Genomic DNA, 26817 nt, shown 5'->3' with positions numbered 1-26817 from the left:
ATGGATGGCACCGTTCTTGTCGCCGACGATGACCGCACGATCCGCACGGTTTTGACCCAAGCGCTGACGCGGGCAGGGTGCAAGGTGCATGCCACCTCCAGCCTGACCACGCTGATGCGCTGGGTCGAGGAAGGGAAGGGCGATCTGGTCATTTCAGATGTGATGATGCCCGATGGGAACGGGCTAGAGGCGCTGCCGCAAATTTCCAAGCTGCGCCCCGGGCTGCCCGTGATTGTGATTTCAGCCCAAAACACCATCATGACCGCCATTCAAGCGGCCGAGGCCGAGGCCTATGATTACCTGCCAAAGCCTTTTGATCTACCTGACCTGATGAAACGCTCAGCCCGCGCGCTGGACCTCAAGCGTCGAGCGCCGGTCCGTGCGCCCTCGGCCCCGCGTGAGGCGGGGGATGATTTGCCATTGGTGGGTCGTACAGCTGTGATGCAATCGCTGTACCGCTTGGTTGCGCGGGTGATGAACACTGATCTTGCCGTCCTTATCACGGGTGAATCTGGCACTGGAAAATCCCTAATCGCGCGCGCGATCCATGATTTTTCCGACCGCCGCAGCCAACCGTTCGTCGTGGTCCAAGCCGCCGATCTGGCCGGAGTGGAGGGGCCATCGGCCCTTTTGGCCCGCGCCAAAGGTGGCAGCCTGATCTTTGATGAAATCGCGGATTACGACGACGACACGCAGGCGCGCATCGTGCGGATGCTGGATATGTTTGGCGACAATGCCCCGCGCGTCATGGCCACCTCGCAGTCCGATCTGACCCAACGAATGGAGGCAGGCACCTTCCGCCAGGATCTCTACTACCGGCTTGGGGGTGTGACCATTCAAGTTCCGTCCTTGCGCGAACGCGTCGAGGACATCGAACTTTTGGCTCAGCATTTCCTGACCCGAGGCGAGCGCGACATGGGCGTTCTGCGCAAACTGTCCCCCGATGCCCGCGATCTGGTGCGCAATTACAGCTGGCCCGGCAATGTGCGCCAATTGGAAAATGCAGTCCGCCGCCTGCTGGTTACCTCGGCCGAGCCCGAAATTGCCCGTGCCGAAGTGGACCTGATGCTGATCAACCAGCCCGCGATGGAACCCATGCGCAGCGGCGGCGAAGGCGAAAAACTGTCGGCTTCGGTCGCACGCCACCTCCGGCGTTATTTCGACCTACATGGCGGGTCCTTGCCGCCCCCTGGTGTTTACGCCCGCATTTTGCGCGAATTTGAGGCCCCTTTGCTGGAAATTGCCTTGGATGCCACAGCCGGAAATCAGGCTAAATGTGCTGATCTTTTAGGTATCAACCGCAATACCTTGCGCAAAAAGATCACAGATCTGGAAATTCGCGTGACACGGCGCCGTAAATTGATGTAAAACTGCCACAGGATGCGTGGCTTTTAGGATCACCCTGAAAACACGCCTTAAAACGGTGCGCACCGTCGTGCGCCCGTGAGTGTTGGGGGTTTTTTAGGTGTCGGCAGTCATGCGCAGCAATACTTGGCTACGGCTGTCGCGGCTCCGCCGTCAGCGGCGTTTTCAAAACATTATGACCTTTGTTCTGGTCACACTTGGTCCCGTTCTCGCCCTCGCAACATTCATGGCCTTGGGACCGTTCGACCAAGGCGCTACCTCACTTTTCTTGCGCCTGATTCTGCTCGCCGATCTGGTTTACGTGCTTGTCGTCGCCTCGCTTGTACTGGCGCGCGTGTCACGGATGATTTCGGACCGGCGCAGCCAATCTGCGGGGTCGCGCCTGCATCTGCGCATGTCGGGCATCTTTGCCTTGCTGGCGCTAACCCCCACCGTTCTGGTCGCCGTTTTTGCAACCATCACCTTTAATGTGGGACTTGAGGGCTGGTTTTCCGAACGTGTCCGCGCCGTAGTCGGCAATTCTTTGGCCGCCGCCCAGGCCTATGACGGCGAACACCGCCAAGACTTGACCGAAGATATCGAAAGCCTTGCCGCTTACCTGAACGTCGCCAAGCAAAGCACCTTCTTTCTGGCCGATGATCAACTTCGCCCGATTTTGACCCAAGGGCAAAGCGCCATCCAGCGCGGGTTGAAAGAGGCCTATCTAATTGACGGTTCCGGCACGTTGAAAACACGCGGCGAACGCTCTTATCTCTTTGATTTTGAATCCCTTACGCCGGATCAAATCACCCAAGCGCGGGCCGGTGAAACCGTGATGATCGACGACTGGCCCAACAACGAGCTTCGTGCGCTGATTTTCCTCAACGCCTATGTCGACCGTTTTCTCTATGTCTCACGCGAAGTCGACGGAAATATCCTCAGCCTCTTGGATGAAACCCGCGAAACCGTGACACTGTATCAGCAGTTGGAAACAGAACGTGGGCGCTTGCTGTTTGAATTCGGGCTTTTGTACCTCGGCTTTGCGTTGATCCTGATCCTTGCCGCAATCTGGCTGGGCCTCTGGCTGGCCGAGCGTCTGTCGCGCCCTATCGGGCGTTTGGCGGGGGCGGCGCAAAAGGTCGGCAGTGGTGATTTAAACGTCCAGATCCCCGAGGAAGAGGGCGATGATGAAATCGCCATGATGGGCCGTTTGTTCAACCAGATGACACGTCAACTCAAAGGTCAGCGCGATGCGTTGGTCGAAAGCAACGTGGAAACCGAAGGCCGCCGGCGGCTGTTTGATTCCGTCCTATCCTCGGTGACGGCAGGCGTGATCGGGCTGGATGCAGACGGCCGCGTCGATTTCGTGAACCGTGCCGCTGAACGGTTGCTCGATATGCAAGGCGGCGTTCATGGCCGGGACCTGACCGCATTGGTGCCTGAATTTGACAATCTTTTCAAAAAGTTACGCGAAAGTCTTGGTGCTTCGGTGCAAGAGGAAGTACGCCTGACCCGCAAAGGCCGCATGGAAAGTCTGCTGGTCCGGATGAGCGTGCGACGGTCCGATACGGGCACGCTCGAAGGCTATGTTGTCGCCTTTGATGACGTGACCGACCTTGTATCAGCGCAGCGTATGGCCGCGTGGGGGGATGTCGCCCGCCGCATCGCGCATGAAATCAAAAATCCGCTAACCCCGATCCAACTGTCAGCCGAACGGATTAAGCGGAAATTCCGGCCTTTGGTTGGCGATCAGGCCAGTGATCTGGACCAATACGCCGATGTTATTATTCGTCAAACCAACGACTTGCGCCGCATTGTTGATGAGTTTTCCAAATTCGCCCGTATGCCCGAACCTGTGCGGCGCGAAGAGGATATCGTCAAAATCCTGCACGATGCCGTGGTTCTGCAAGAGGCGGGGCAGCCGACCGTGCGCTTTGCCACCGATATCGCCGCGGGTCCGGTTCTGATGGATCTGGACTCCACCATGATCTCGCAAGCCTTAACAAACCTTATCAAGAACGGTGGCGAAGCGATTGAAACCTTTGAGGAAAAGAACACCCCAGCGGATTTCACGCCTGAATTGCGCATATCGATGACCGCCGCAGCAGACCATATCGTCATCCGCATCGCCGACAATGGCATCGGCCTACCGCCTGACCGTGCACGGCTGTTTGAACCTTATGTCACCACCCGTGAAAAGGGCACGGGCCTTGGCCTGCCCATCGTGAAAAAGATCATCGAAGAACATGGCGGCACGCTCGCCTTGTTGGATGCCGAAGAATTTGACGGAAACACCCATGCTGGCGCGATGGCCGAAATCATCCTGCCACGGCTTCGGGCAAGAAACGCAGGCCGCAAGGCCGAGGGGGAAATATGAGTAGCATTCTGATCGTTGACGATGAACGCGATATCCGCGAGCTGATAGGGGATATCTTGAAAGATGAAGGGTTTGCGGTGCGTCTTGCCGGAAACTCCGACGATTGCATGGCTGAAATTGCCGCCGAAGCGCCGGCCCTGATGATCCTTGATATCTGGTTGAAAGACAGCCAGATGGACGGCATCGACATTCTGAAAACTGTGAAACGCGATAATCCGGATGTGCCTGTTGTCATCATTTCGGGCCACGGCAACATCGAAATTGCCGTCGCCGCTATCAAGCAAGGCGCTTATGATTTCATCGAAAAGCCGTTCAATATTGACCAGCTGATGGTCGTGGTCAGCCGCGCGATGGAAACCAGCCGCCTGCGCCGCGAAAACACCGATTTGCGCCGCCGCGATGTCACCACATCCGAAATGCTTGGATCAAGTACGGCCTATAAGACCTTGAAATCTCATCTGGAAAAGGTAACCAAGTCCAATGGTCGCGTGATGCTGACCGGCCCCGCTGGGGCAGGCAAGGAACTCGCCGCCCGCTTCATCCACAGCAATTCCAATCGCGCTACGGCACCTTTCGTCACCGTCACGTCGGCCACAATTGAGCCCGAACGCATGGAAGAGGTGCTGTTTGGCCGCGAAACCGCCGAGCGCGGGGTGGAACAGGGTTTGCTCGAACAGGCGCATGGCGGCGTGGTTTATTTTGATGAAGTCGCTGAAATGCCGCTGGGCACCCAAACCAAAATTCTGCGTGTCTTGGTTGACCAGCAATTCACGCGGGTTGGCGGGGTCGATAAGGTCCGTGTTGATTTGCGGGTCATTTCCTCGACCACTCGCAACCTACAGGCCGAAATCGCCGCAGGTCGCTTCCGTCAGGAACTGTTCGACCGTTTGAACGTTGTGCCTATCGCCGTTCCCAGCCTAGAGGACCGGCGCGAGGATATCCCCGAACTGACCACCTATTTCATCGATATGTTTCACCGCACCCAAGGCCTGCCCATGCGCTGCCTGACCTCCGAGGCCGAGGCGATGTTGCAAACCATGCAATGGCCCGGCAACGTGCGCCAATTGCGCAATGTGATTGAACGCGTGCTTATCCTTGGTGATGGCTCTGGCCCAGTTGACGTCAAAGAACTGCCCGGCAATGAACCCGCAGGCCGCGAAGATGGCCGCTTGGTGCTTGGCGGCGCGCTTGCCACCTTGCCATTGCGCGAGGCGCGTGAGCTGTTTGAAAAGGAATACCTGCTGACCCAGATCAACCGTTTCGGCGGCAATATCAGCCGCACCGCCAGTTTCGTCGGCATGGAACGCAGCGCGCTGCACCGCAAACTGAAATCGCTGGGCGTGGTCACTACCAGCAAATCGGGCGCCCGCATGGCCCGGATTGATGATGGCGATGACGATGAGGGCGACGATTAAGCCCACATTGACCATCCCGCCCGCTTCTGGCACATATTGCCCCAATTGCCGCGACCACGGAGTGTAGGCCATGAAAGTTATCATCTGCGGTGCGGGGCAGGTGGGGTGGCAAATTGCGCGCCACCTTTCGGGTGAAAACAATGATGTCACTGTGGTCGATTTCAACGCCGATCTGGTGCGCCGCGCCACCGACACGCTGGATGTGCAAGGCATCGTCGGTTTTGCCAGCTATCCCGATGTTTTGGCCCGTGCAGGCGCGCGTGATGCCGATATGATCATCGCCGCCACCCATTCGGACGAGGTGAACATGGTCACCTGTCAGGTCGCGCATTCGGTGTTTTCGGTCCCGCGCAAAATTGCGCGTTTGCGGTCGCAAAGCTATCTGGATGCGATTTACGCCGATCTTTACCGCCGCGATCACATGCCAATCGACGTGGTCATCAGCCCGGAAAAAGAAGTGGCCGAGGCAGCGCTACAACGCCTCGCGGCCCCCGCCACCTTTGACACTGAAAGCTTTATGGGCGGCAAAGCGCAGTTGCTGGGCATCGTGCTGGACGAAGATTGCCCCGTCCTGAACACGCCCCTGCGCCAACTGTCTGAACTCTTTTCCACCCTGCGCGCCATCGTTGTGGGCGTACGCCGCGATGAACGCTTGTTTGCCCCTGAACCGGGTGACCAACTCTTCGCGGGCGACCGTATCTATGTGTTCGCCCATACCGAAGACCTGAACCGTACTTTAGAGATTTTCGGCAAAACTACCCGAAAGCAAGAACGGATCGTGATCGTTGGTGGCGGCAACGTGGGCCTTGCGGTGGCCCGGGCCTTGGAATCGCGCACCGAACGTATGCGCGCCAAGATTATTGAAAAAAACCGATCCCGCGCCGAAAAGGCCGCTGATGGCCTTGAACGCACTATCGTTTTGAACGGTGACGGTATGGATATGGACATATTGCTAGAGGCGGGGATCGACCGCGCCGATGCGGTCTTGGCCGTAACCGATGACGACAAAACCAACCTTCTGGTTGCTGTGCGCGCCAAACAGGCAGGCTGCCCGATGGCGATTGCGCTGGTCAACGACCCAACTTTGGTGCCGCTTATGGGCGCGCTTGATATCGACGCCTTCATCAACCCACGCGCGACCACTGTGTCGTCAATCCTGCGCCATATCCGCCACGGCCGCGTCCGCGCGATCTATTCCATTGGCGACGCCGAGGCGGAAATGATCGAGGCACAGGTTCTGTCCACCTCGCCGCTTGCGGGCAAGCTGATCCGCGATACCGAATTTCCAGAAGGCGTGCTGGTCGGCGCTGTGATGAAAGGTGACAAGGTCATGAAACCTACGGGCGATTTGCGTATGGAGGAAGGCGACGTGATCGCTCTGTTCTGTATGGCCAAAGACGTGCCAGAGGTGGAGCGTTTGTTGCAAGTCTCCGTCGATTTCTTCTAAGCTGCCATGTTGCGCCGCATCCTGGAACTTCCGCTGTTGGTGATCCTATCCGGGGTAGGGTCTTTGTCAATGCTGCTACCGGCGGCCCATGCGGCGGTATTTTCGGATTTTGACGTTGCGCGCCCGTTTTTTTACGGCGCGATTATGTTTTTCCTACTCTCCGTCGTGGTGGGCATCGCCACATCAAATTACCGCCCCAAGTCGGTCCCCCGCAGCCAGCTTGCAGCCTTGGTTGGGGCCTATATCTGGCTGCCAATCCTCTTTGCCGTCCCCTTTGATCAAGCTGTCAAAGACACCACATTCGCCAATGCGTGGTTTGAAATGGTTTCGTCCTTCACCACTACCGGCGTCACGCAGTACGACACCGCGGGCAGGCTTGCACCATCGCTGCACCTGTGGCGTGCCTTGGTTGGCTGGATGGGCGGTTTCTTTGTGTTGATGTCTGCGGTGGCCGTGCTGGCACCCTTGAACCTTGGCGGGGTCGAGGTGCTTTCTGGCCGCGTGCCGGGGCGCGGTGCCCAAGGCGCGGGTCAGATAACCCATGCGGCTGGCCCCGCTGACCGCATGATCCGCCATTCCGCCACCCTGTTTCCGGCATATTTCGGCCTAACCCTGCTGCTTTGGGTCTGTTTGTTGATCGCTGGCGAAACTGGACTAACGGCCTTTTGCTACGCCTTATCCACCTTGTCGACCAGCGGGATCACCAATGGCCAACCCATGGCGACAGCCACAGGTGGGCTGATATCCGAGGTTTTGGTGTTTGCTTTCATGGCCCTGGCCATAACCCGGCGTAGCCTGCCCGGTGCGGTTTTGGTGGATCGCAACCGCTCAATCTTTGCCGATCACGAGGTGCAGTTGGCCTCGTTTTTCCTGATCCTAGTGCCCGGACTTTTATTTTTGCGCCACTGGCTCGGTGCCTTGGCGGAAAATGATATTCTGAACGCTGGCGCTGCGTTCCGCGCGCTGTGGGGCGGGTTGTTTACCACCATGTCCTTTCTCACCACCACCGGCTTTGAAAGTGCTGATTGGCAAGATGCGCGGATGTGGTCGGGGCTCAACAGCCCTGGCTTGGTGTTGCTTGGGCTTGCCATGATGGGCGGTGGCATCGCCACCACGGCGGGCGGGCTAAAGCTGTTGCGCGTCTATGCTCTTGCCCGCCACGGAGAGCGCGAGATGGACCGCCTTGTTCATCCCAGCTCGATCGGTGGTGGCGGTGACGGCGAACGCCGCTTGCGCCAAGGCGGGGCCTATGTGGCGTGGATCTTTTTCATGCTTTACGCCATGACCTTTGCCATTGTCGTCGCCGCCTTGTCTCTGCGCGGGCTGGAATTTGAACAAGGCCTTGTTTTAACGGTCGCGGCCGTGACCACCACAGGTCCTTTGGCCGTTTTGGCCACCGAGATCCCGATCCGAATGATCGAACTTAGCGTGTCCGAGAAAGTGATCCTGGGGGGGGCTATGATCGTGGGTCGGGTCGAAATTCTCGCAATTCTGGCCCTTTTGGCCCCCGGAGTGTGGCGCAGGTAAGACTGTCGCCGCCTAGTGACAGAATTTCCGCCGTTTTGGGGCTGGAAACTCCGCCAAAGCCGTTTAATAGTGGTTTCGTGGTCTTCGCATAGGGGCCGAGGGCAAAGACGGTAACCAAAAGAAAAAAAGGCAAAGAAAAAATGGCTTCCGATAAACAAAATCTTCAAGATGCATTTTTGAATCATGTCCGTAAGGCCAAGGTTCCCGTGACAATTTTTTTGATCAACGGCGTTAAGCTGCAAGGTGTTATCACTTGGTTTGACAATTTCTGCGTGCTTTTGCGCCGCGATGGGCAATCGCAGCTGGTCTATAAGCATGCGATTTCGACCATAATGCCGGGCGCGCCGATCAGCCTGTATGAAGGCGAAGAATAGACTTGGAAACGACTGACCACGACGACGATTATGGTTTTTCGGTAGAGCTACGTTTGGCCGGGCATGATACCCGTGCCGAAAAAACGCGTGCCTATGTCATCCACCCCGAGATAAAATCCGTCCGCACCCGCCGCTTGCCCGAACACGGGCTGGCCGAGGCCTCGGCTCTCGCCGAAGCTTTGCCGGGGCTAGAGGTGGTGGGGGCCGAGGTCGTGCGCCTGCCAAAATTGTTGCCCGGCACCTTGTTTGGTACTGGCAAAATGGCCGAGCTGAAGCTGCGGATGAAGGCCTTGGGGACCGAGCTGGTCCTAATCGACGGCCCTGTCACGCCCGTCCAGCAGCGCAATCTGGAAGAGGAATGGGGCGTAAAGCTTTTGGACCGCACAGGCCTGATCCTCGAGATTTTCGCCGATCGGGCACGGACCCGCGAAGGCGTGCTTCAGGTCGAACTGGCAGCCCTGTCCTATCAGCGGACGCGCTTGGTGCGGGCATGGACCCACTTGGAACGGCAGCGGGGCGGTTTTGGGTTTGTGGGCGGGCCGGGGGAAACCCAGATTGAATCGGACCGCCGCGCGATTGATGACCATATGGTCCGGATCCGGCGGCAATTGGACCGCGTGGTGAAAACCCGTGAATTGCACCGCGCCGCGCGACGAAAAGTGCCGTTTCCGGTGGTGGCTTTGGTGGGCTATACCAACGCGGGCAAATCGACCTTGTTTAACAAGATCACCGGCGCCGAGGTTTTGGCCAAGGATATGCTTTTCGCCACGCTGGACCCGACCATGCGGGGCATGGAAATGCCGGACGGGCGCAAGGTGATCCTGTCTGATACGGTGGGCTTTATTTCCGACCTGCCGACCCAGCTGGTTGCCGCGTTCAGGGCCACGCTGGAAGAGGTGCTTGAGGCCGATCTGATCCTGCATGTCCGCGATATCAGCCATCCGGAATCGGCCGAACAGGCGGCGGATGTGGCCGATATCATGACCTCGCTGGGCGTGAAATCGGACACGCCGCAGTTTGAGATTTGGAACAAGCTGGATTTGGTGGACGAGTCCACGCAGGCAACTTTGGAAGCCAAAGCCGAAAAATCGGCGCGGGTTTTTGCCCTGTCGGCCTTGACGGGGCATGGGATTGATCGGCTGCTGGAGGCGGTATCTGGGGCCTTTGAAGAGGTCAAAACCGAGGCCGACCTGACCCTGGATTTCAGCAAGGGCAGGGCGCATGCTTGGCTGTATTCCGAAGGGGTGATCGTTGAGGAAGCCCTGTCGGATACGGGCTGGAATTTGAAGGTGATCTGGACCGAGCGGCAGGAAAAGGCCTTTGCGGCACTGTGAGAAGCCAGAAATGACCGCGCGCGGACATTTCTGAAAATCGTTTGATAACAAATAGATGTTGTTTCGCGTTTACCAAATCTTAATGCGTACACGGTGCAAACGGTGCGGCGGGCCTTGGCTGGTTTTGGGTGAGTGTGATTGTCCAAAGCTGCCACTTGTGTGTGCGCAGCGAATGACAGCAACGAGCCCAAACTGTCGCTTCTTTGTGTGGTCCTGGCCCAAGTATCGCCATTATTCTTGGCTTTATTCGGCTCACCAATTCAAAGATCGGAGAGTGCGAAATGAGTAACGACGATAAAGACCCAGTAAACGAATGGGCTTTTCTTGGTCGCGGCGTATTAAGAACGTTTGTACGCGACATCATAGTGATCGCAGGCAGTGTCTTTATCAGTGCTGTTATAGGATTTTCCATGGCCTACATTCTTGGCTTCTCGTCACAATTTGGCATTAAGTTTGGTGCTTTGGTCGGCGCTTTTATAGGCTTGTCTGCCCGCTCTCATATGTCCAGACTTTTTGACTATGACCATCCACCACGTGACAGGAATCCAGATGCCTGAAAGCTCGACAAGGCGATAAATAATGGTTCAAATAAAATGGCGGCTTTGTCCCGCAAAGCAGACAGTAGCCCTTTTGCTGATAAAGGTCCGGTTTGGCCAATTTGTGCCATTCTTTTGACTGGCGTTGATCATATGCGCCCCATAATCAAGCAATTGCGTGGCAAAACCTGATCTGGATTTGCGACCAAAGCCCTGAAAAGTTAATTCAATACATCTCGCTGCGCCACAGGGAAATCGCGGCGTAGATGCCGCCAAACAGCGACAGCCCCATAAGGCCAAGCCCGATGGGCGTGTAGCCGAAGGTATCGATCAACAGATTCATCCCGCGTGCAAGCAGGCCAATTGCGTTTGGCTGCACATCCAGCGAATGCCCCGTTCGGATGGAATTGCCCATATAGCCGAAAAACCCGAACACGGCCGAGCTGCCCATAATCAGCCCGATTTTTTCCAGCATCGCAAAGGCCGCCTAGGGTGCTTTTGGCGACAAATGCGTAATCCCCACAGCCGCAGCCCGCGCAAGATCGGGATCAAGCGACATTGGGATATATTCGCCGCGCCGCCACAAAACGCCCAGATCATCGTAATGGCGTGACAGCGGGTGGCCGGATTGCCCCGTGGACAGGATAAACACCGAACTGTCAGGATCGGCGAAATCATAGACGCCGCGGTAGCCTGCGCCGTGGACGTTCAGGTAGGGATCCGGTTCCTCGCCCGAGGTTAGCCCGCGCATCAAGGTGAAATCGCCGCCCGATGTGGATTGGCGCAGGTTCACGAAATAGCGCAGCAAAGGCACATCGCCCATGACGGGATGGTCATGCGTGGCCTGATGCGCATCGCCCCAGCGCCATGTCTCGATACTGCGGCCATAGCGTTCGGACAGGCGCAGCAGCGCCTCGTCCAGCGACACGCGGGCGATGTCGGCGCAGGTTTCAATCGCGGCGGATTGGATTACGTCGCACCATTTCGCAGCCCCGTCGGTGTTGCGGTACACGCGTTCGATGAACACGGGGTCGGGGTGGGTAAAGCTGTCGGCGAGCGGCCCCAATTCATCGCGGATCAGGCGGTCTTGGAGGGCGCGCAGCCAAGCGGCATAAATCAGCGGTTCGGGGATATGTTCGTTCATCTCGCCGTTCCATTCGGCCAAGAGTTCCAGCGCCTGTTCGCGCAGCCGTTCGGGGGTGCCAGCGGGCGAGGGCGTGCCAGTGAACCACAGATCACCGCCAATCAGGGGCAAAACCGAGCGGGCAACGGGCGAGACGGTATCAAGCTGCGCCTCGATGAAACTTTCGCGGGTGTGCACCTCACGCGTTTTCATCAGCGACAGCCAGCGCTGGATGCGGTGCGTATCGCCCCAGTGAAAGCTGATATTATCGGGGAAAGGTGCATCGGTGGTTTTGTTGTTGGTATTGCCCAAAAGCCCCGAGGTGGGTTTAAGGACGCGCAGGTTTTTGGCGTAGGGCTGTGTGCCGGCCCAGCGGTTTTGCAGCTTGTCGCCAGTGGCGGGCATGCGGCCCATGGTGTCATGCGCGGGGTTGCGGTTGGGGACCGCGCCAATCAGTTGGAAAGCGATGCCATCAGTATCGGCCAGCATCAGGTTTTGCGATGGCGCGATGAACAGGCTGGCGGCGTCCAACGCTTGCGGGATATTGCGCGATTTCATGATGCGGATGGCCGAGGTCATCGAGGTGTCATTGGCCGACAGGGCCGTCCATTCCAGCGCCGCGACATGGCCTGCGGGGGTAACGGTGGCAAGGTTATAATGGCTGCCGGGCAGGATCGGCCCCGCCTCGGACCAGCGCAGGGTGATGGTGACGGGGTCACGGTCTTTGACGGTGATGATCGACCGGCGGGTGATGAAATCTTTCCAACCCGCGCCGCTGTCATATTGTTCGGTGTTGTCGGGGTTGATGCGTTCCATCACCACGTCTTGATCGTCGAGATAGGAGGAGGTGAGCCCCCAGCCCAAAGCATCGGACCGCCCGATCAGTACCGCAGGCACGCCCGGAAGGGTGGCGCCAATCACGCCGCCGGTGGCGAAATCCAGCCGTGCAAGATACCACAGGGTGGGCGCGGTAAAGGCCAGATGCGGGTCATTGGCCAGCAGCGACCCGCGCGCGGCCGAGCGTTCTGGGGCTGCTGCCCAAGCGTTTGACGCGCCTGCAAGCACGCCCGATTTGAAGGGTGACAACGGGTCCAGCGCTTGACGGACAGGAAAGCCGCCGGGGGGGGGGGGGGGCATAAGGCTGGCATAATCGGGCAGGGCGGTTATGCCAGTGCCGGGCGCATCGGGCAGGATGTCGCGCAGGCGGTCCTCAGGCAAAAGCATGGAGGTGCGGGCGCGCAGCACCTCGTTTTCCAGATGGCCCGACAATTGCAGCGCCATGAGTTTGATAATGGCGATGCTATCGGCGGGTTGCCAGGCCGCGATCTCATTGGAAAAGAAGAAAAATTCGGGCGCGCCGCGGCCCAAAGCGGATAGGTTCACCTCGCCGATCCACGCGTTCACACCGCGGGAATAGGCCTCAAGGGCGGTTTGGGTTTCGGCGTCTTGGGCTGCAACCGATTGGCCCGCGAGGGTGTAAAGGTCATAGCGGCGCAAGAGTTCGTCGATTTTCAACGTGCGCTCGCCAAACACCTCGGACAAGCGGCCTTGGGCGGTGCGGCGCAGCATGGTCATTTGCCACAAACGGTCCTGCGCATGGGCAAAGCCAAGGGCGAAATAGATGTCGGCATCGGACGCGCCAAAAATATGCGGCACATTGGCGTTATTGCGCACAATCTCGGTCTCGGCCGATATTCCGTCAATTTGATAATCGGCGGAATAGTCGGGCAAGGAACGCGACAAGAACAAATAGGCAATCACCAGCGTGATCGCGGCCAGTGCCAAAAGCGCCATGAGGATACGGGTGAGCCAGCGAAACGCGGTGAACATGACAGGTCTTTTCTTGACGGCAGGGTTTGGCTGGTTACCTATGCGATCTGAACGCGCGAGGCAATTGGAAGGGTTACGGCAATGGCGAAAGTGGCATTTTTGGGCTTGGGGGTCATGGGATTCCCGATGGCGGGGCATCTGGCGGCCAAGGGGCATGCGGTGACCGTTTACAACCGCACGGCTGCCAAGGCCGAGGCTTGGGTGGCACAGCATGGAGGCCGTGCGGCGACAACCCCGCGTGAGGCGGCGATGGGCCAAGATTTCGTGATGGCCTGCGTGGGTAATGATGACGATCTGCGCGGCGTGTGCTTTGGGCCGGACGGGGCATTCGCTGGTATGGCCAAGGGGGCTGTGTTTGTCGACCACACCACCGTTTCGGCGCAGGTGACGCGAGAGCTGTTTGCAGCCGCCGCCGAAATTGGCGTGGGCTTTGTCGATGCGCCTGTGTCGGGTGGGCAAGCGGGCGCGGAAAACGGCGTGCTGTCGGTGATGTGCGGCGGCCGCGCTGCCGATTATGACGCGGCTGAACCCGTGATTGCCGCCTATGCCCGCATTTGCAAACGGCTAGGTGAAAGCGGGTCAGGCCAGATTGCCAAGATGATGAACCAGATTTGCATCGCGGGGCTGGTGCAAGGATTGGCCGAAGCGCTGGCCTTTGGCGAAAAGGCCGGTATGGACGGCAAAGCTGTGGTTGAGGTGATTTCAGGCGGGGCCGCAGGATCTTGGCAGATGAACAACCGCCACAAGACCATGCTCGACGATCATTTCACCCACGGGTTTGCCGTGGATTGGATGCGCAAGGATTTGGGGATTTGTCTGGCCACTGCCAATGAGATTGGCGCAAGCCTGCCCATCACAGCGCTGATCGACCAGTTTTACAAGGATGTGCAAAACATGGGCGGCGGACGTTGGGATACATCGAGCCTGATAAAACGGTTGAAGTAGGGCGCGCAAGCCTCGGTTTTTATTGCAAAAACCGAGGCTGCAACTTTACGGAATAATGCGGGTGTATTTGGACCCTGCCAATGTCGCGCCCAAGATCAGACCCGACTGGCCAAAGACAAAGGCGATGACCGGCGCATATTCGGTGGTTTCCTTGCCGATGCTTGCGCCTTCGTTCGGGGTGGCATAGCGCACATCGGCACTGGCGGCCCAACCGGATGCACGGCGGAAATCGCCCAAGGCGGCCTCGGTCATGAAAAACAGGGCGTGGGCATATTGCTGCGCACCGATTTGAAGGCCAAAGGTGGCGCGGGTGGCGGAATAATAATCGACCGTCACATCATTGATCCGCAACGCACCTTGACCGTAGGCAGCACCAAAGCCAAAGCCTGCCTCGGTCATCAAGGGCATATACAAAACGCCATAGGCTTTTTGCGCCAGATCGCGGGTGCCGGGATAGCGGCCAAACAGATAGTCGCGCGTTGTGTCAACACGGCTGTCCATCCGTGGACCGCCCGCGCCACCAATGCCATTGGCACAACCGCCAAGCGCAAGACTGGCCGCCGTGGCGCCCATAAAACTGCGTCGGTTTAAAATATCCATGTCTCTGCCGCCTCTATGCTGCGCCGGGTTGGCCGGTCGCCATTTGCTCTATATCTTGGGCCAGTTTTAGGCCGATTGCATAACAGTAGCGCGGATTTTCGGCGCTGTCATCCTTTTGGATCACCAAACCCGCAACTTGGGCGTGTTTTTGCCCGTGTTCTAGGCCTGATCCCGCAGAATGCGTGCCACGCGGGGGGCGAAATAGGTTAGTACCCCGTCACAGCCTGCGCGGCGGAAGGCCATCAGGCTTTCCAGCATCGCCTTTTCCCCATCAATCCAGCCGTTTTGCGCGGCGGCCATGATCATCGCGTATTCGCCCGACACCTGATAGGCATAGGTCGGCGCGCCAAAGGTGTCTTTGACGCGGCGGCAGATATCGAGGTAGGGCATGCCGGGTTTTACCATGACCATATCTGCGCCTTCGGTCAGGTCACGTTCAATCAGGCGTAGCGCCTCGTCGGAATTGGCGGGGTTCATCTGATAGGTTTTTTTGTCGCCCACAAGGCGCGAACCTGCGCCCACGGCATCGCGGAACGGGCCGTAAAAGGCGCTTGCGTATTTCGCGGCATAAGACAGGATCGCTACATCCTTGTGCCCCGACATTTCCAATGCGGCCCGCATGGCCCCGATGCGCCCGTCCATCATATCGGACGGGCCAAGGATATCGGCACCAGCCTCGGCCTGCGCCAATGACATTTTTACCAGTGCTTCAATGGTTTCATCGTTCAGGATGATACCGTCACGCACCAAACCGTCGTGGCCATTGGCATTATAGGGGTCAAGCGCCACATCGGTCATGACCACCATCTGCGGCACGGCCGCCTTGATCGCGCGGATGGCGCGGTTGGCCAGGTTTTCGGGGTTCCACGCCTCGGCGCAATCATCGGTGCGCAGGGCAGGGTCGGTATAAGGGAACAGGCATAGGGCAGGGATGCCAAGACCCGCTGCGGTTTCGGCAGCCGCGACGATAAGGTCGATCGACAGCCGGTCTACCCCTGGCATAGAGGTCACGGATTCGCGGATATTCACCCCGTCACGGACAAACAGCGGCCAGATCAGATCATTCACCGACAAGGTGTTTTCCTGTGCCAAGCGCCGCATACCATCCGATGTGCGCATGCGGCGAAAGCGGGTGGCGGGGTACTGGCCAATCGTGGGGCGCATCGGGGGGATCCTTTATCTTGGGTATAAACATCGGCAATTGTGCTTTTTTGTCTTGCTGGCATGGAAAAGCCCGCGTCTCAAGAGTAGGAATGTCGCAAGGGTCTGGGAACTTTGGCCGGATGGCGCGAATATTGCTGCAAAGGTTGGCATAGTGGATTGGTATAAAACGATTTTCGAATTGATCGACCTGCGGTCTTTTTCGAATCTTTGGTTCTGGATTGCGCTTGCGGTGATGTGGTCGACCACCAGCCATTGGGTGCTGGGGGTGCCGTTTGATATGGTGGCCCGCGCGCGTAAGGATGAGTCTACGGCCCAAGACTTGCACGATCTGGTCGGCATCAACATCCGCCGTTTGCTGTATGTGGCGCGGGTGTCGGGGCTTTGGCTGGTTGCGATTGCGGCGTTTTTGTTTACGGCGCTGGTGGTTTTGGCGCTGTATTATCGGGTCGAATTTGCGCAGGCGCTGTTCTTGCTGCTGGCCCCTTTGGCGATTGTGCGCGTCTTAAGCCTGTCGACAGCCCAGCAAATCGCCACGACTGAGCCTGAGGGTGAAGTGCTGTATCGCCAGTTGACCCGCCACCGGATGAAGGTGCAAGCCATTGGAATGGTGTCTATTTTCATTACCTCGTTGTGGGGCATGTGGCAGAATATGCAAGTTTATGCGATTTGGCCGAATTGATTTATGACCATGGTTGACCGGATCATCTTGGGCGGTGCGCCCGAAGGATATGACGCCCAGCTTTTGGCACGGGAGTTGGCGCGGGGCGTGTCTGTGGTGCATGTGGCGCGTGATGACAAGCGGTTGGAGGCGATGCGCGAGGCATTGGCCGTTATGGCGCCCGATGTGGTGGTGCTGGAGCTGCCGGCGTGGGATTGCTTGCCCTATGACCGCGTGTCGCCCAACCCCGATATCATCTCGCGGCGGATGGCGACCTTGGCCGCATTGGCCCAAGGGGTGCCCGGACCGTTCGTGTTGCTGACCACCCTGAACGCCGCGACCCAGCGGATGCCGGCGCGGGCTGTGCTGCGTGAGGCGTCGTTTACCGCCACAGTGGGCAAGCGGATAAACGAAGAGTCCTTGCGCAACTTCCTGACACGCATGGGCTTTACCCCCAGCCCAACGGTGGCCGAACCGGGCGATTATGCCATTCGTGGCGGGATCATTGATATTTACCCGCCGGGGCCTTTGGGGCCAGTACGGTTGGATATGTTCGGCGATGTGCTGGACGGCGCGCGCCGCTTTGACCCCGACACCCAGCGCACCACGGAAAAGCTGAAATCGGTTGAATTTGCACCGGTGTCCGAGGTGATTTTAGACGAGGCGGCGATTTCGCGGTTCCGCCAGAATTACCGCGTGGAATTTGGCGCGGGCGGGTCTGATGATCCGCTCTATGAGGCGGTCAGCGCGGGGCGCAAACATCAGGGGATGGAGCATTGGCTGCCGTTCTTCCATGCTGAAATGGAAACTGTGTTCGACTATATGCCGGATGCGTCGGTCATGCTGGATGATCAGGTCACGCCCGCACGGCTTGCGCGGTGGGAAAGCATCGACGACCAATATGATGCGCGGATGGACTCGATGCGCGCCAAGGGGCGGGTCGACACGGTCTATAAACCTGCCGCACCGGGGTTGCTGTATTTGGATGATGCAGCGTGGGAGGCGGCCTTGTCTGGCACGCGCGTGGTGCAACTATCCCCACTGGCGCAATCACCGGGGCCGGAGGTTTTGGATGCCGGCGGGCGGATGGGGCGCAGTTTTGCGCCGGAACGTCAGCAGGAAAACATAAGCCTGTTCAATGCCTTGGCAGATCACATTAAAGTGTTGCGCAAAGGCGCTAATGTGGTTGTGGCCAGCTGGTCCGAAGGCGCGCGCGAACGCCTGCGCGGGTTGATTGCCGACCAAGGCATCGAAGGCGCGGTTGAGGTTGCGGATATTCGCGACGTTCGGGGCACAGGCGGTCTGTACCTGATGATCTGGCCGCTGGAGGCGGGTTTTACCGCACCGGGGCTGGCGGTGATTTCGGAACAAGACGTGCTGGGCGACCGTTTGGTCGGCAAACCAAAGCGCAAGCGCAAGGCCGATAATTTCCTGCGCGATGTGCAAACCCTGTCGCCCGGCGATTTGGTTGTGCATGTCGAACACGGGGTCGGGCGTTACCACGGGCTTGAGATGATTACGGCACTTGGTGCGCCGCATGAATGCCTGAGCATTGAATATGCCGAAAACGCCAAGCTGTACCTTCCCGTTGAAAACATTGAACTTCTAAGCCGATACGGCCATGAAGAAGGGTTGCTTGACCGACTGGGTGGTGGCGCGTGGCAGGCGAAAAAAGCCAAGCTGAAGGCGCGGATCCGCGAGATTGCGGAACGCCTGATGCGCATCGCGGCCGAGCGGCATTTGCGCAAAGCACCTGTGCTAGAGGCGCCGCATTCGATGTGGGAGGCGTTTGCGGCGCGGTTCCCCTATACCGAAACCGAAGATCAGTTAACGGCGATTGGCGATGTGATTGCCGATTTGGAAGCGGGCAGCCCGATGGACCGCCTGATCGTGGGCGATGTGGGCTTTGGCAAAACCGAGGTGGCGATGCGCGCGGCCTTTGTCGCGGCCTTGTCGGGGATGCAGGTTGCGGTGATTGCGCCGACGACCTTGCTGGCGCGCCAACATTACCGCAGTTTTGTTGAACGGTTCCGTGGTTTTCCAATCAATATCAAACCCTTGTCGCGCTTTGTTAGTGCAAAGGATGCGAACGGCACGCGCGCAGGCCTGACCGATGGCACGGTTGATATCGTCATCGGCACCCATGCCGTGTTGGCCAAGGCAATCAAGTTTAAGAACATCGGGTTGTTAGTCATTGATGAAGAACAACATTTCGGCGTGGGGCATAAGGAACGGCTAAAGGAAATGCGGTCGGACGTGCATGTGCTGACGCTGACCGCAACGCCGATTCCGCGCACCTTGCAATTGTCGCTGACAGGCGTGCGCGACCTGTCGATCATCGCCACGCCGCCGGTGGACCGTCTGGCCATTCGGACCTATGTGTCTGAATTTGATACTGTAACGATCCGCGAGGCACTGCTGCGCGAACGCTATCGCGGCGGGCAGTCTTTCTTTGTGGTGCCGCGCATTTCTGACCTGCCGTTTGTCGAAGATTTCTTGAAAACCCATGTACCCGAAGTGACCTATATCGTCGCCCACGGGCAGTTGGCGGCAGGCGACCTTGACCAGCGGATGAACGATTTTTATGATGGAAAACAGGACGTTCTGGTCGCAACCTCTATTGTGGAATCAGGTTTGGATATTCCCACAGCCAACACGATGATCATTCACCGCGCCGATATGTTCGGGCTGTCCCAGCTGTACCAAATTCGGGGCCGTGTCGGGCGCGCCAAAACGCGGGCCTATTGTTTCCTTACCACCAAGCCCCGTGCGCCGCTGACCCCGCAAGCGATGAAGCGTTTGCGGCTGCTGGGGTCTTTGGACAGTCTTGGCGCGGGGTTCAACCTTGCCAGCCACGACCTTGATTTGCGCGGCGCGGGGAACCTGCTGGGTGAAGAGCAGTCGGGCCATATCAAAGAGGTTGGGTATGAGCTGTACCAAGCCATGTTGGAGGAGACGATTTCCAAGCTGCGGTCGGGCGAGATTTCGGGGATGGCGGAGGTTGATGACCAATGGGCGCCGAACATCAATTTGGGCGTTCCGGTATTGATACCAGAGGCTTACGTGCCGGACCTTGACCTGCGCTTGGGGCTGTATCGCCGCCTATCCGGCCTTGCAACCAAGGTCGAGCTGGAAGGGTTTGCCGCCGAGTTGATCGACCGTTTCGGCCCGCTGCCCAAGGAAGTGAACACCCTGATGCTGGTTGTGCGGATCAAGGCGATGTGCAAACGGGCGGGCATTGCCAAGCTGGACGCAGGACCAAAAGGCGCCACGGTGCAGTTTCACAACGACAAGTTTGCCAACCCTGCAGGGCTGGTGGATTTCATCAAAACCCAAAGCGGGGCGCGGGTGTCGGGCAACAAAATCGTGCTGATGCAGGATTGGAAAACCGAAAGCGACCGGATCAAAGGCGCGTTTGCCATTGCCAAGGCACTGGCCGAAAAGTTGATGGATGTTGCGGTAAAGAAAGCCGTCAAGGGCCCGTAATCGTTAGGATTTATTGCGCGGGATCGACAGCATAAGCGCCAATGACACGACCGCCATCACCGCTACGCCGACGATTAGCGGCAGGTAGCTGCCATCAAAGGCAAGCCCGATGGGCGCGGCAAGCACCACGGCAAACACGGTGGAAATAGACCCCGCCACGGATGCCGCCATCCCCGCGATATGGCCCACAGGTTCCAGCGCCAGCGCGTTAAGGTTGCCCAACGTCAGCCCCGCCATCGCAAACACGCCGATCATCCACAGGATAAACGCTGCAAAACCCATCGTTTCGGACATGAGGCCCGACAAGGTGGCACCCAGCATCAGCGCGGATAGCACAAGCTGTCCGAGCAGCGTGGCCGTGATCAGATAGCGCATCCCCAATCGGCCCACCAATACAGCATTCGTGGGGCTGGCGGTCCCTGCGCATAAGGCGACCAGCGCGAACCACAAGGGAAACGCCTCGCCACGCCCGAATTGCACATCGATGATGGGTTGCGCGGTCGATAGCGTCGCGAAAAGCGCGCCCAAAATCAGGGTTTGCACAGTGATTGTAGTCACGATGGTGCGGTGTGACAGCACCTCGCGGAGGGCCGCGATCAGGGGGGCCGCGCGAAACGGGCGGCGGTTTTCGATGGGCAGCGTTTCGGGTTGGCGGATCAGCAGCCACGCCATAGACAAAATGGCAAACCCAATGAAGGTGATAAAGATAAAGCGCCAGCCAAAGGCCGAGATCACACCACTTGCGGCCAGAGGTGCCACCGCAGGGACCAGCGTAAAGATCATCATCGCAAAGCTGACGACGCGGGCCATATCGCGGCCTTTGTACAAATCGCGCACCAGTGCCAGCGACACCACACGCGGGGCCGCGGCCCCAAGCCCTTGTACCACACGCGCGGCCAGAACGGTTTCCAGCGTGGGGGCAAAATAGGCCACAGCGGCGGCCACACAATACAAAATTGCGCCCATAACGATAATGCGGCGGCGGCCGAAACTGTCAGACAATGGCCCTGCCACCAGCGTCCCAAGCCCCATCCCCAGCACAAAACTGGTCAGGATAAGCTGCGCCTTGTTCGGCGCATCGGGCGTCAGCTCGGCCGCGATGGTGGGCAAAGCGGGCAGCATAGAGTCGATGGAAAAGGCGATGGTGGCAAAGAGCATCGCGATCATGGCGATGAATTCGGGTTGCCCCATGCGTTTGATGGATTGGGTCACTGTCGCCATGCCTTTATCAGATTACAGCCGCGCGGCCCGCCCTGCAAACTGCGGCAAGCGCGAGAACGCGGCACAATGATCCTGCTATCGCCCGCAAAACGGGGGAGGACAAGGTAAAAACCGCCCGCCTGCATAACTTGCGACCGCGGCCTATCTGGGGCTGGGCGTCAGGGTGTGGGCGTCGCGGAGCCCGCCTCTTGCGCGATGGTTTCCAGCAAATCGTCGATCACACGTTGCCATGTCTCCACGGGTTGCGCGCCTGGCATCATATATTGCTGGGCAATCAGAAAGGCGGGCACGCCTGTGACCCCTTTTTGGCGGGCATCGGTATCGCGCGCGGCAAGGTCGGCAAAATCGGCATCGGTGGCAAACAGGCGCTCGGTTGCCTCGGGGTCCATGCCGCAGGCTTGGGCAATATCGACCAGCGTGTCGGTACTGCCAATATCGCGGCCATCTTTGAAATAGGCGCGAAACAGGGCCATCACAACGGCATTTTGCCGCCCCTCCAGCCCCGCCCAATGGATCAAACGGTGGGCGTTCATCGTGTTGGGCGTACGCTGAATTGCGCCAAAGTCGATTTCAATCCCCGCCTTTTGCGCAGCCTCGGCAATGCGGCCATAGACCTCGACCGCTTGTTGTTTGCCGCCAAACTTGCCTTCCAGATAGGCGCGGCGGTCCATGCCTGCGGCGGGCATGGTGGGGTTCAACTGAAACGGGTGCCATTCCACGCTGAACGGATGATCAGGCCGGCTTTCCAGCGCGCGGTCCATCAGGGTTTTGCCGATATAGCACCAAGGGCAAATCGGGTCGGAGAAGATATCAAGGCGGATCATAACAGGGTCCATTCGGTTCGGTTAAAGCGGTGTTTCGGGGGCTGCGAACAGCGCACGCAAAGCGCGGCGGTTCAGCTTGCCATTGGCATTGCGCGGCAATTGCATCAGGTGATGATAGGCGCGGGGTTGTTTATAGCGGGCAAGGGCGCGGTCGGCATGCTGGCGCAAAACATCCTCGGCCAGCGGCGCGTTTGCAGCATAGACGCAGGCGATAATAGTCGCGCCTTGTTTCACCTCGACCTCAATCGCGGCGCAATCGGTGATGCCGGACAAGGTGGCGATCACGCCTTCAACCTCTAGGGGCGACACGCGAAAGCCGCCTGCATTCATCATGTCATCACGCCGGCCCAGATAGGTGATGGCCCCATCCACGGCCATCTGTGCGGTGTCGCCGGTCAGATACCAATCGCCCGCAAACCGTGCCTTGGTCGCGGCGGCGTCACGGTAATAGCCAAGAAACAGGCCGGGGTCGTTGCGGTCCACCGCCAGAATGCCGGATGTGCCAATGGGGGCAGGGTGGCCCGCATCATCCAGCACGGCAACATGGCGACCCGGTTGGGCATATCCTGTGCTGCCTGCAGGGGCCGCACAGTCAGGGCAGCCAGAAATGAAGGTTGAGATTTCGGACATGCCAAACGCCTCATATATCGGGGTGTTGGTGGCGGCAAACCACGCGTCGCGGGTGGCTTGGGGCAAGGCCTCACCCGCCGAAAGCCCGTGGCGCAGATGGGGCAAAGGCGCCAAGGGGCTGCGCAGCATTTGGCGGTAGACCCCGGGCGCTGCGGCAAACATCGTGGCCTTGCTGCGGGCCAAAAGTGCGGGCAGCGCCTCGGCCCCCGTGCCCGGTGCGGGGATCAGCGCGGTCGCGCCCACGGTCCAAGGGTCCATCAACCCTGTGCCCAAGGTATAGGTCCAGTTGAACGCGCCCGCATGCAAAACGCGGTCTTGCGCGGTCAATCCGTACCAGCCTTGCAGCATCATCGCGCGGCCCAAAATCGCGCGGTGCGCATGGGCCACCGCTTGTGGCCGCCCCGAGGTGCCAGATGTAAAGATGATATAGGCAAGGCGGTTGGGATCGCCCAACGCGAACGGGTGCGGCGGCAAGGCGTGCATTTCGTGCAGTGCGGCTGCGGGCAAAACAGGGCAGGGCGGCACATCCGGCAGCGCCACGCCTGCATCGACCACAATCAGCGCAGGTTCCACCAGATCGCACAGCTTTGCCACCTCGGGCCCCGTCAGCATGGCCGAGGTTGGCACAGGGATAAGCCCCGCCGTGATTGCCGCCAAGAACAGCACCGGAAAATCGGGGCTATTGCCCAACCGCATCAACACACGGTCGCCGGGGCCAAGGCCAAGCGCCACTAACCCCGACGCAACCCCAGCCACGGCAGACTGCAGCTTTGCATAGGTCCAAATCTCGGTATGATCCGGATATAGCAATTCCAACGCCGGACGGTCGGCCAATGCCGCCCCACGCGCCAACACATGCGCCGCAAGGTTGAATGCAGCAGGCAAGGCGGGGTAAGGCAGGGCCAAGGTTTGCGAAAGGATCATGGGATCGTTGCTAAACCGCAGCCCGTGCCGTTGCAAGGCCGTGCGGCTGCGCGTATTGCGAGGGACAGCATTTCAAAGGACCAGCGCATGAGCGAAGGCGAACATCTGATCCGGATTGCCCGCGATGGGCAAAAGACCGACCAGCCCGTGGCCCAGCTGGATCTTGGCGCACGGGTGCGCGAGCTGCGTCGCGCGCGCGGCTGGACGCTGGAACAGGCGGCAACCCATGCGGGGCTTGCACGCTCCACCTTGTCGAAAATCGAAAACGGGCAGATGTCACCCACCTATGACGCCTTGAAAAAACTGGCAGGGGGCCTTGCCATTTCGGTCCCGCAACTGTTCACGCCCCCCAGCCGCCATCAGGTCATGGGGCGCATGGCTGTCACCAAATCGGGCGAAGGGCAGGCCCATCCCACCACGACGTATGAACATGAACTCCTCGCCCCCGGCCTTGTGCAAAAAACCATGCTGCCCTACCGCGCCACCATCCGCGCCCGCAGCTTTGATGATTTCGACGGCTGGGTGCGCCATGACGGCGAAGAATTCCTCTATGTCCTCACCGGCGTCGCGCGGCTTTATACGGAGTTTTATGAGGCCGTCGATCTTCGCCGCGGCGACAGCGCCTATTACGACGCCTCGATGGGGCATAATGTCGTCAGCCTGTCAGACGAAGACGCAACGGTCCTTTGGGTCACGTCCCTCACCTGACGGCTATTTCATCTTTGAAAAAATACTCATAAGCCAACGAAGGTTTAAAACGCCATCAGCCCATCAAGCCCCGCACCACCACATAGCCCACAAACACCCCATTCGCCAAAAGCAGCGCCATCACTGCCAGTGACCCAAGATCCTTGGCATCGCGCGCCGCAATCGACCAGTCGGGCGACACATGGTCGACAATCGCCTCCACGGCTGTGTTCAACGCCTCAACCGCGATCAACAGCAGCCACAAGATCACGAACACCCCGAACGCCCACAACGGCGCGCCAATCGCCAAGAACAGGACGCACACCACAGGCAGGCCCAGCATCTCATGGCGAAAGGCGGTTTCCCCCCACAATCGGCGCACGCCCGCGATGGAATAGCCCGCTGCGGCAAACAAATGCCGGATGCCTGTAATCCGTTCGGGACGGGGTTTGGGGGGGGTGTGAGGCTCAGCTTGCATTGCGGCAGGGTCCGATCAGATCAAGGGCAGGGTCAATCACCGAGGTTTCAACCCCTGCAAGGCTTAGCACTGTGCTGAACATATTGTCGTGGCTGATCTCGGCAGCCTTTCCAGCGGCAAGACAGCCTGGCTGAAGTCCAAGGGCCGCCTCGTAATCTGCGGGTATCCAAGTCAGCATCGGCACGCGGGTCTGGTATTCAGGCGCCATGAAATAGGGTGCGCCGTGCAGATACAGCCCACCTTCGCCCAGCGACTCGCCGTGATCGGACGCATAGAACAGCGCCGATGTCGCCTTGGTTTGCGCCGCCAGAATGTCGATCATGCTGGCCAGAATATGATCGGTATAGACGATCGTGTTGTCATAGGCATTGGTGATTTCTTCGGTCGAACAGGTCTTCAACTCGGCCGTCTTGCAGGTCGGGGTGAAATGTTCAAATTCCGCAGGATAGCGCAAATAATAGGATGGCCCGTGGCTGCCGATCATATGCAGCACCAGCACCGTGTTTTGGGTTATGCTGTCGGCATAGTCCGTCAGTTTATCAAGAAAAATACCATCCGTGCATTCCCCATCGGCGCAATAGCGCGGGTCGGTGGACTTGAGGACCATTTCAAGCGTTTGACGTTTGGCGATGCCTTTGTCGCCGGTGTTATTGTCCCACCATTCGACGTGATACCCAGCGCGGGCCAGAATATCGAGCATGTTTTCGGTGCTGACACCCTTGTCATAGCTGTAATCGGCCCGCCCGTAACTGGCGAACATACAGGGCAGTGATACGGCCGTGGCCGTCCCGCATGACGACACATTCGGGAAATAGGTAATGTCGCGCTTGGCCAGCTCGGGGTTGGTAACAGGGCCATAGCCGCCAAGGCTCCAGTTTTGCGCGCGCGCGGTTTCGCCAGCGACCACAACCAGCAAAACGGGCTTTTCCACAGCGGCCAAACGGGCCGAAGGCTTGGCATCGGTGCCATAAGCCTGCAATGGCAGCGCCTTGGATTTTTGCAGCATCCGTGCATAGCGCAAGGTGCCGGTCAGCGGCGCGCCGGGCTGGTAAGCGGCCATCATCTGTTTTTGCGCGCGCAAGACCACCGAAAAGGTTGCAAACTGCGTCAGCAACAACCCAACGCACAAGACCACCGACACCGCCACAGTGCCTGCCCAGATCACAGCGGCCCGCACAAGCGGTGCCCGCGCGACCTTGACCCAAAACACCACTGCGGCCGGCAAGATGCCCGCCCACAGCACATGAAACACAAAGCTTGCCGTGATCAGATGTTTGGATTCAGTGACTGTTGTTGTGATCGCGTTCTGGATCATCTCACGGTCGATCGTGGCGCCAAGCGTGTCTTGGTAATAGGATGTCACCGCACCCAAAATCAGGAAAAACGCCAACATCGGCTTTTGCAGCCAACGCACCGCAAACAGGGCTATCAAAAGCAGCGTCAGCGCAAAAATCGCGCCTGCGAAAATTGCAACGGTCAGCACATGCCCGTCAAACGCCACACCAACGCGGCCCCAAAAGGTCACGTTGTGTGCTGCAAGAATGAAAAGGGCTGTGGCCACATTCAACACAAGCGCGTTGACGGTGGGACGCCGCTGCCAGAACGGTGCGGAATGGGTAAGGGGAGCTGTCACAGCTATGGACCTTTTCTCGATGTTTTTGGGCCTGTCAGACCCCTCATCAACGCGATACGCCTTTCGGAACGCACGCTCAAGCCCCCGCGACATTACAGCATATTGGACACGCGGTTGGACGCGCCGGAAAGATCGCGGCCAATACCGTCAATCGTGCCACAGCCCGCAAGAGTGGCCAGCAGCAAAAGCGCTGCAAGCGGCAGAAATTTGGAACCTGTCATGTGCTCTCTTTCACCTCATGTTGTCCGCCGCCTAAGGGC

22 protein-coding genes are annotated in these 26817 nt (G+C 58.8%); 12 read left to right on the top strand and 10 right to left on the bottom strand.

Features of this window, described 5'->3' with window-relative positions:
• The 8 genes from G560_RS0113620 (at position 1) to G560_RS0113585 (ending at position 10375) form a co-directional block, all read left to right on the top strand.
• The gene (locus G560_RS0113620; RefSeq protein WP_022704862.1) at positions 1-1368 is read left to right on the top strand and encodes a sigma-54-dependent Fis family transcriptional regulator; all 1368 of its coding nucleotides are present in this window, start codon (positions 1-3) and stop codon (positions 1366-1368) included.
• A 109-nt stretch (positions 1369-1477) separates the two neighbouring features.
• Positions 1478-3721, top strand: a complete 2244-nt coding sequence (locus G560_RS0113615) for a sensor histidine kinase NtrY-like (protein ID WP_022704861.1) — start codon at positions 1478-1480, stop codon at positions 3719-3721.
• Positions 3718-5136, top strand: coding sequence for a nitrogen assimilation response regulator NtrX (ntrX, locus tag G560_RS0113610; protein WP_022704860.1), 1419 nt, complete (start codon positions 3718-3720; stop codon positions 5134-5136). Before G560_RS0113615 ends, ntrX begins: the two co-directional genes overlap by 4 nt.
• Before the next feature lie 70 nt (positions 5137-5206).
• The gene (gene trkA / locus G560_RS0113605) at positions 5207-6583 is read left to right on the top strand and encodes a Trk system potassium transporter TrkA (RefSeq protein WP_022704859.1); all 1377 of its coding nucleotides are present in this window, start codon (positions 5207-5209) and stop codon (positions 6581-6583) included.
• A 69-nt stretch (positions 6584-6652) separates the two neighbouring features.
• Positions 6653-8110, top strand: a complete 1458-nt coding sequence (locus G560_RS0113600; RefSeq protein ID WP_244870039.1) for a TrkH family potassium uptake protein — start codon at positions 6653-6655, stop codon at positions 8108-8110.
• Positions 8111-8250: 140 nt separating this feature from the next.
• Positions 8251-8484, top strand: a complete 234-nt coding sequence (gene hfq / locus G560_RS0113595; protein WP_022704857.1) for an RNA chaperone Hfq — start codon at positions 8251-8253, stop codon at positions 8482-8484.
• Between the two features lie 53 nt (positions 8485-8537).
• Positions 8538-9818 (top strand): GTPase HflX, encoded by a 1281-nt coding sequence (gene hflX / locus G560_RS0113590; RefSeq protein ID WP_028914089.1) that lies wholly within the window; start codon positions 8538-8540, stop codon positions 9816-9818.
• 281 nt (positions 9819-10099) lie between these two features.
• Positions 10100-10375 (top strand): hypothetical protein, encoded by a 276-nt coding sequence (locus G560_RS0113585; protein ID WP_022704855.1) that lies wholly within the window; start codon positions 10100-10102, stop codon positions 10373-10375.
• 205 nt (positions 10376-10580) lie between these two features.
• Here G560_RS0113585 and G560_RS0113575 read toward each other — a convergent pair whose 3' ends face one another.
• Together G560_RS0113575 and G560_RS0113570 are read right to left on the bottom strand one after the other, a co-directional pair.
• Complete coding sequence (locus G560_RS0113575; protein ID WP_022704853.1) at positions 10581-10829, bottom strand: hypothetical protein; 249 nt, start codon at positions 10827-10829, stop codon at positions 10581-10583.
• 12 nt (positions 10830-10841) lie between these two features.
• Complete coding sequence (locus tag G560_RS0113570; protein WP_022704852.1) at positions 10842-13307, bottom strand: penicillin acylase family protein; 2466 nt, start codon at positions 13305-13307, stop codon at positions 10842-10844.
• A gap of 81 nt (positions 13308-13388) precedes the next feature.
• Between G560_RS0113570 and G560_RS0113565 the strand changes: the two genes are divergently transcribed.
• Positions 13389-14252, top strand: a complete 864-nt coding sequence (locus G560_RS0113565) for an NAD(P)-dependent oxidoreductase (RefSeq protein WP_022704851.1) — start codon at positions 13389-13391, stop codon at positions 14250-14252.
• A gap of 45 nt (positions 14253-14297) precedes the next feature.
• Here the strand turns inward: G560_RS0113565 and G560_RS0113560 are convergent, their stop codons facing one another.
• On the bottom strand, positions 14298-14852 hold the full coding sequence (locus G560_RS0113560) for a lipid-binding SYLF domain-containing protein (protein WP_022704850.1): 555 nt from the start codon (positions 14850-14852) through the stop codon (positions 14298-14300).
• Between the two features lie 159 nt (positions 14853-15011).
• Positions 15012-16016: a porphobilinogen synthase gene (gene hemB / locus G560_RS0113550; RefSeq protein WP_022704848.1), complete on the bottom strand. Its 1005-nt coding sequence runs from the start codon at positions 16014-16016 to the stop codon at positions 15012-15014.
• Positions 16017-16167: 151 nt separating this feature from the next.
• Here hemB and G560_RS0113545 point away from each other — a divergent pair, with 151 nt between their 5' ends.
• Together G560_RS0113545 and mfd are read left to right on the top strand one after the other, a co-directional pair.
• The gene (locus G560_RS0113545) at positions 16168-16695 is read left to right on the top strand and encodes a hypothetical protein (RefSeq protein WP_022704847.1); all 528 of its coding nucleotides are present in this window, start codon (positions 16168-16170) and stop codon (positions 16693-16695) included.
• Positions 16696-16698: 3 nt separating this feature from the next.
• Positions 16699-20160, top strand: a complete 3462-nt coding sequence (gene mfd / locus G560_RS0113540; protein ID WP_022704846.1) for a transcription-repair coupling factor — start codon at positions 16699-16701, stop codon at positions 20158-20160.
• A gap of 3 nt (positions 20161-20163) precedes the next feature.
• On the opposite strand, the gene G560_RS0113535 is transcribed toward mfd, so the two are convergent.
• From G560_RS0113535 to G560_RS0113525, 3 genes are all read right to left on the bottom strand, one after another.
• Entirely contained in the window at positions 20164-21381 is a 1218-nt protein-coding gene (locus G560_RS0113535) for a multidrug effflux MFS transporter (protein ID WP_022704845.1), read from the bottom strand.
• Between the two features lie 158 nt (positions 21382-21539).
• Positions 21540-22205 carry a DsbA family oxidoreductase gene (locus G560_RS0113530; protein ID WP_028914088.1) on the bottom strand — a complete coding sequence of 222 codons (666 nt, stop codon included), beginning with the start codon at positions 22203-22205 and terminating at the stop codon, positions 21540-21542.
• 21 nt (positions 22206-22226) lie between these two features.
• Positions 22227-23759, bottom strand: a complete 1533-nt coding sequence (locus G560_RS0113525) for a class I adenylate-forming enzyme family protein (RefSeq protein WP_022704843.1) — start codon at positions 23757-23759, stop codon at positions 22227-22229.
• Between the two features lie 87 nt (positions 23760-23846).
• Between G560_RS0113525 and G560_RS0113520 the strand changes: the two genes are divergently transcribed.
• The gene (locus G560_RS0113520; RefSeq protein WP_022704842.1) at positions 23847-24467 is read left to right on the top strand and encodes a helix-turn-helix domain-containing protein; all 621 of its coding nucleotides are present in this window, start codon (positions 23847-23849) and stop codon (positions 24465-24467) included.
• Between the two features lie 55 nt (positions 24468-24522).
• Here the strand turns inward: G560_RS0113520 and G560_RS0113515 are convergent, their stop codons facing one another.
• The 3 genes from G560_RS0113515 to G560_RS21375 all read right to left on the bottom strand — a co-directional run bounded on the left by G560_RS0113515 (position 24523) and on the right by G560_RS21375 (position 26778).
• Positions 24523-24924, bottom strand: a complete 402-nt coding sequence (locus tag G560_RS0113515; protein WP_022704841.1) for a diacylglycerol kinase — start codon at positions 24922-24924, stop codon at positions 24523-24525.
• Positions 24914-26557, bottom strand: a complete 1644-nt coding sequence (locus G560_RS0113510; RefSeq protein WP_050525277.1) for a phosphoethanolamine transferase — start codon at positions 26555-26557, stop codon at positions 24914-24916. Before G560_RS0113510 ends, G560_RS0113515 begins: the two co-directional genes overlap by 11 nt.
• A gap of 92 nt (positions 26558-26649) precedes the next feature.
• Positions 26650-26778 carry a hypothetical protein gene (locus G560_RS21375; RefSeq protein WP_022704839.1) on the bottom strand — a complete coding sequence of 43 codons (129 nt, stop codon included), beginning with the start codon at positions 26776-26778 and terminating at the stop codon, positions 26650-26652.
• Between the last annotated feature and the right edge of the window lie 39 nt (positions 26779-26817).

The organism is Pseudorhodobacter ferrugineus DSM 5888 (genome assembly GCF_000420745.1).
In the GTDB taxonomy this organism is placed as follows: domain Bacteria; phylum Pseudomonadota; class Alphaproteobacteria; order Rhodobacterales; family Rhodobacteraceae; genus Pseudorhodobacter; species Pseudorhodobacter ferrugineus.
The sequence above is the reverse complement of the archived record's forward strand: the minus strand, read 5'-3'. Positions and strand labels throughout refer to the sequence as shown.

What these genes read in the sequence shown, in the direction of transcription:
- G560_RS0113560 (WP_022704850.1), bottom strand. Translation starts at nt 14,852, where the DNA reads ATGGATATTTTAAACCGACGCAGTTTTATGGGCGCCACGGCGGCCAGT.
- G560_RS0113620 (WP_022704862.1), top strand. Translation starts at nt 1, where the DNA reads ATGGATGGCACCGTTCTTGTCGCCGACGATGACCGCACGATCCGCACG.
- G560_RS0113615 (WP_022704861.1), top strand. Translation starts at nt 1,478, where the DNA reads ATGCGCAGCAATACTTGGCTACGGCTGTCGCGGCTCCGCCGTCAGCGG.
- hemB (WP_022704848.1), bottom strand. Translation starts at nt 16,016, where the DNA reads ATGCGCCCCACGATTGGCCAGTACCCCGCCACCCGCTTTCGCCGCATG.
- G560_RS21375 (WP_022704839.1), bottom strand. Translation starts at nt 26,778, where the DNA reads ATGACAGGTTCCAAATTTCTGCCGCTTGCAGCGCTTTTGCTGCTGGCC.
- G560_RS0113570 (WP_022704852.1), bottom strand. Translation starts at nt 13,307, where the DNA reads ATGTTCACCGCGTTTCGCTGGCTCACCCGTATCCTCATGGCGCTTTTG.
- G560_RS0113535 (WP_022704845.1), bottom strand. Translation starts at nt 21,381, where the DNA reads ATGGCGACAGTGACCCAATCCATCAAACGCATGGGGCAACCCGAATTC.
- G560_RS0113565 (WP_022704851.1), top strand. Translation starts at nt 13,389, where the DNA reads ATGGCGAAAGTGGCATTTTTGGGCTTGGGGGTCATGGGATTCCCGATG.
- G560_RS0113515 (WP_022704841.1), bottom strand. Translation starts at nt 24,924, where the DNA reads ATGCAAGCTGAGCCTCACACCCCCCCCAAACCCCGTCCCGAACGGATT.
- G560_RS0113530 (WP_028914088.1), bottom strand. Translation starts at nt 22,205, where the DNA reads ATGATCCGCCTTGATATCTTCTCCGACCCGATTTGCCCTTGGTGCTAT.
- mfd (WP_022704846.1), top strand. Translation starts at nt 16,699, where the DNA reads ATGACCATGGTTGACCGGATCATCTTGGGCGGTGCGCCCGAAGGATAT.
- G560_RS0113520 (WP_022704842.1), top strand. Translation starts at nt 23,847, where the DNA reads ATGAGCGAAGGCGAACATCTGATCCGGATTGCCCGCGATGGGCAAAAG.
- G560_RS0113525 (WP_022704843.1), bottom strand. Translation starts at nt 23,759, where the DNA reads ATGATCCTTTCGCAAACCTTGGCCCTGCCTTACCCCGCCTTGCCTGCT.
- trkA (WP_022704859.1), top strand. Translation starts at nt 5,207, where the DNA reads ATGAAAGTTATCATCTGCGGTGCGGGGCAGGTGGGGTGGCAAATTGCG.
- G560_RS0113600 (WP_244870039.1), top strand. Translation starts at nt 6,653, where the DNA reads ATGCTGCTACCGGCGGCCCATGCGGCGGTATTTTCGGATTTTGACGTT.
- hfq (WP_022704857.1), top strand. Translation starts at nt 8,251, where the DNA reads ATGGCTTCCGATAAACAAAATCTTCAAGATGCATTTTTGAATCATGTC.
- G560_RS0113585 (WP_022704855.1), top strand. Translation starts at nt 10,100, where the DNA reads ATGAGTAACGACGATAAAGACCCAGTAAACGAATGGGCTTTTCTTGGT.
- ntrX (WP_022704860.1), top strand. Translation starts at nt 3,718, where the DNA reads ATGAGTAGCATTCTGATCGTTGACGATGAACGCGATATCCGCGAGCTG.
- G560_RS0113575 (WP_022704853.1), bottom strand. Translation starts at nt 10,829, where the DNA reads ATGCTGGAAAAAATCGGGCTGATTATGGGCAGCTCGGCCGTGTTCGGG.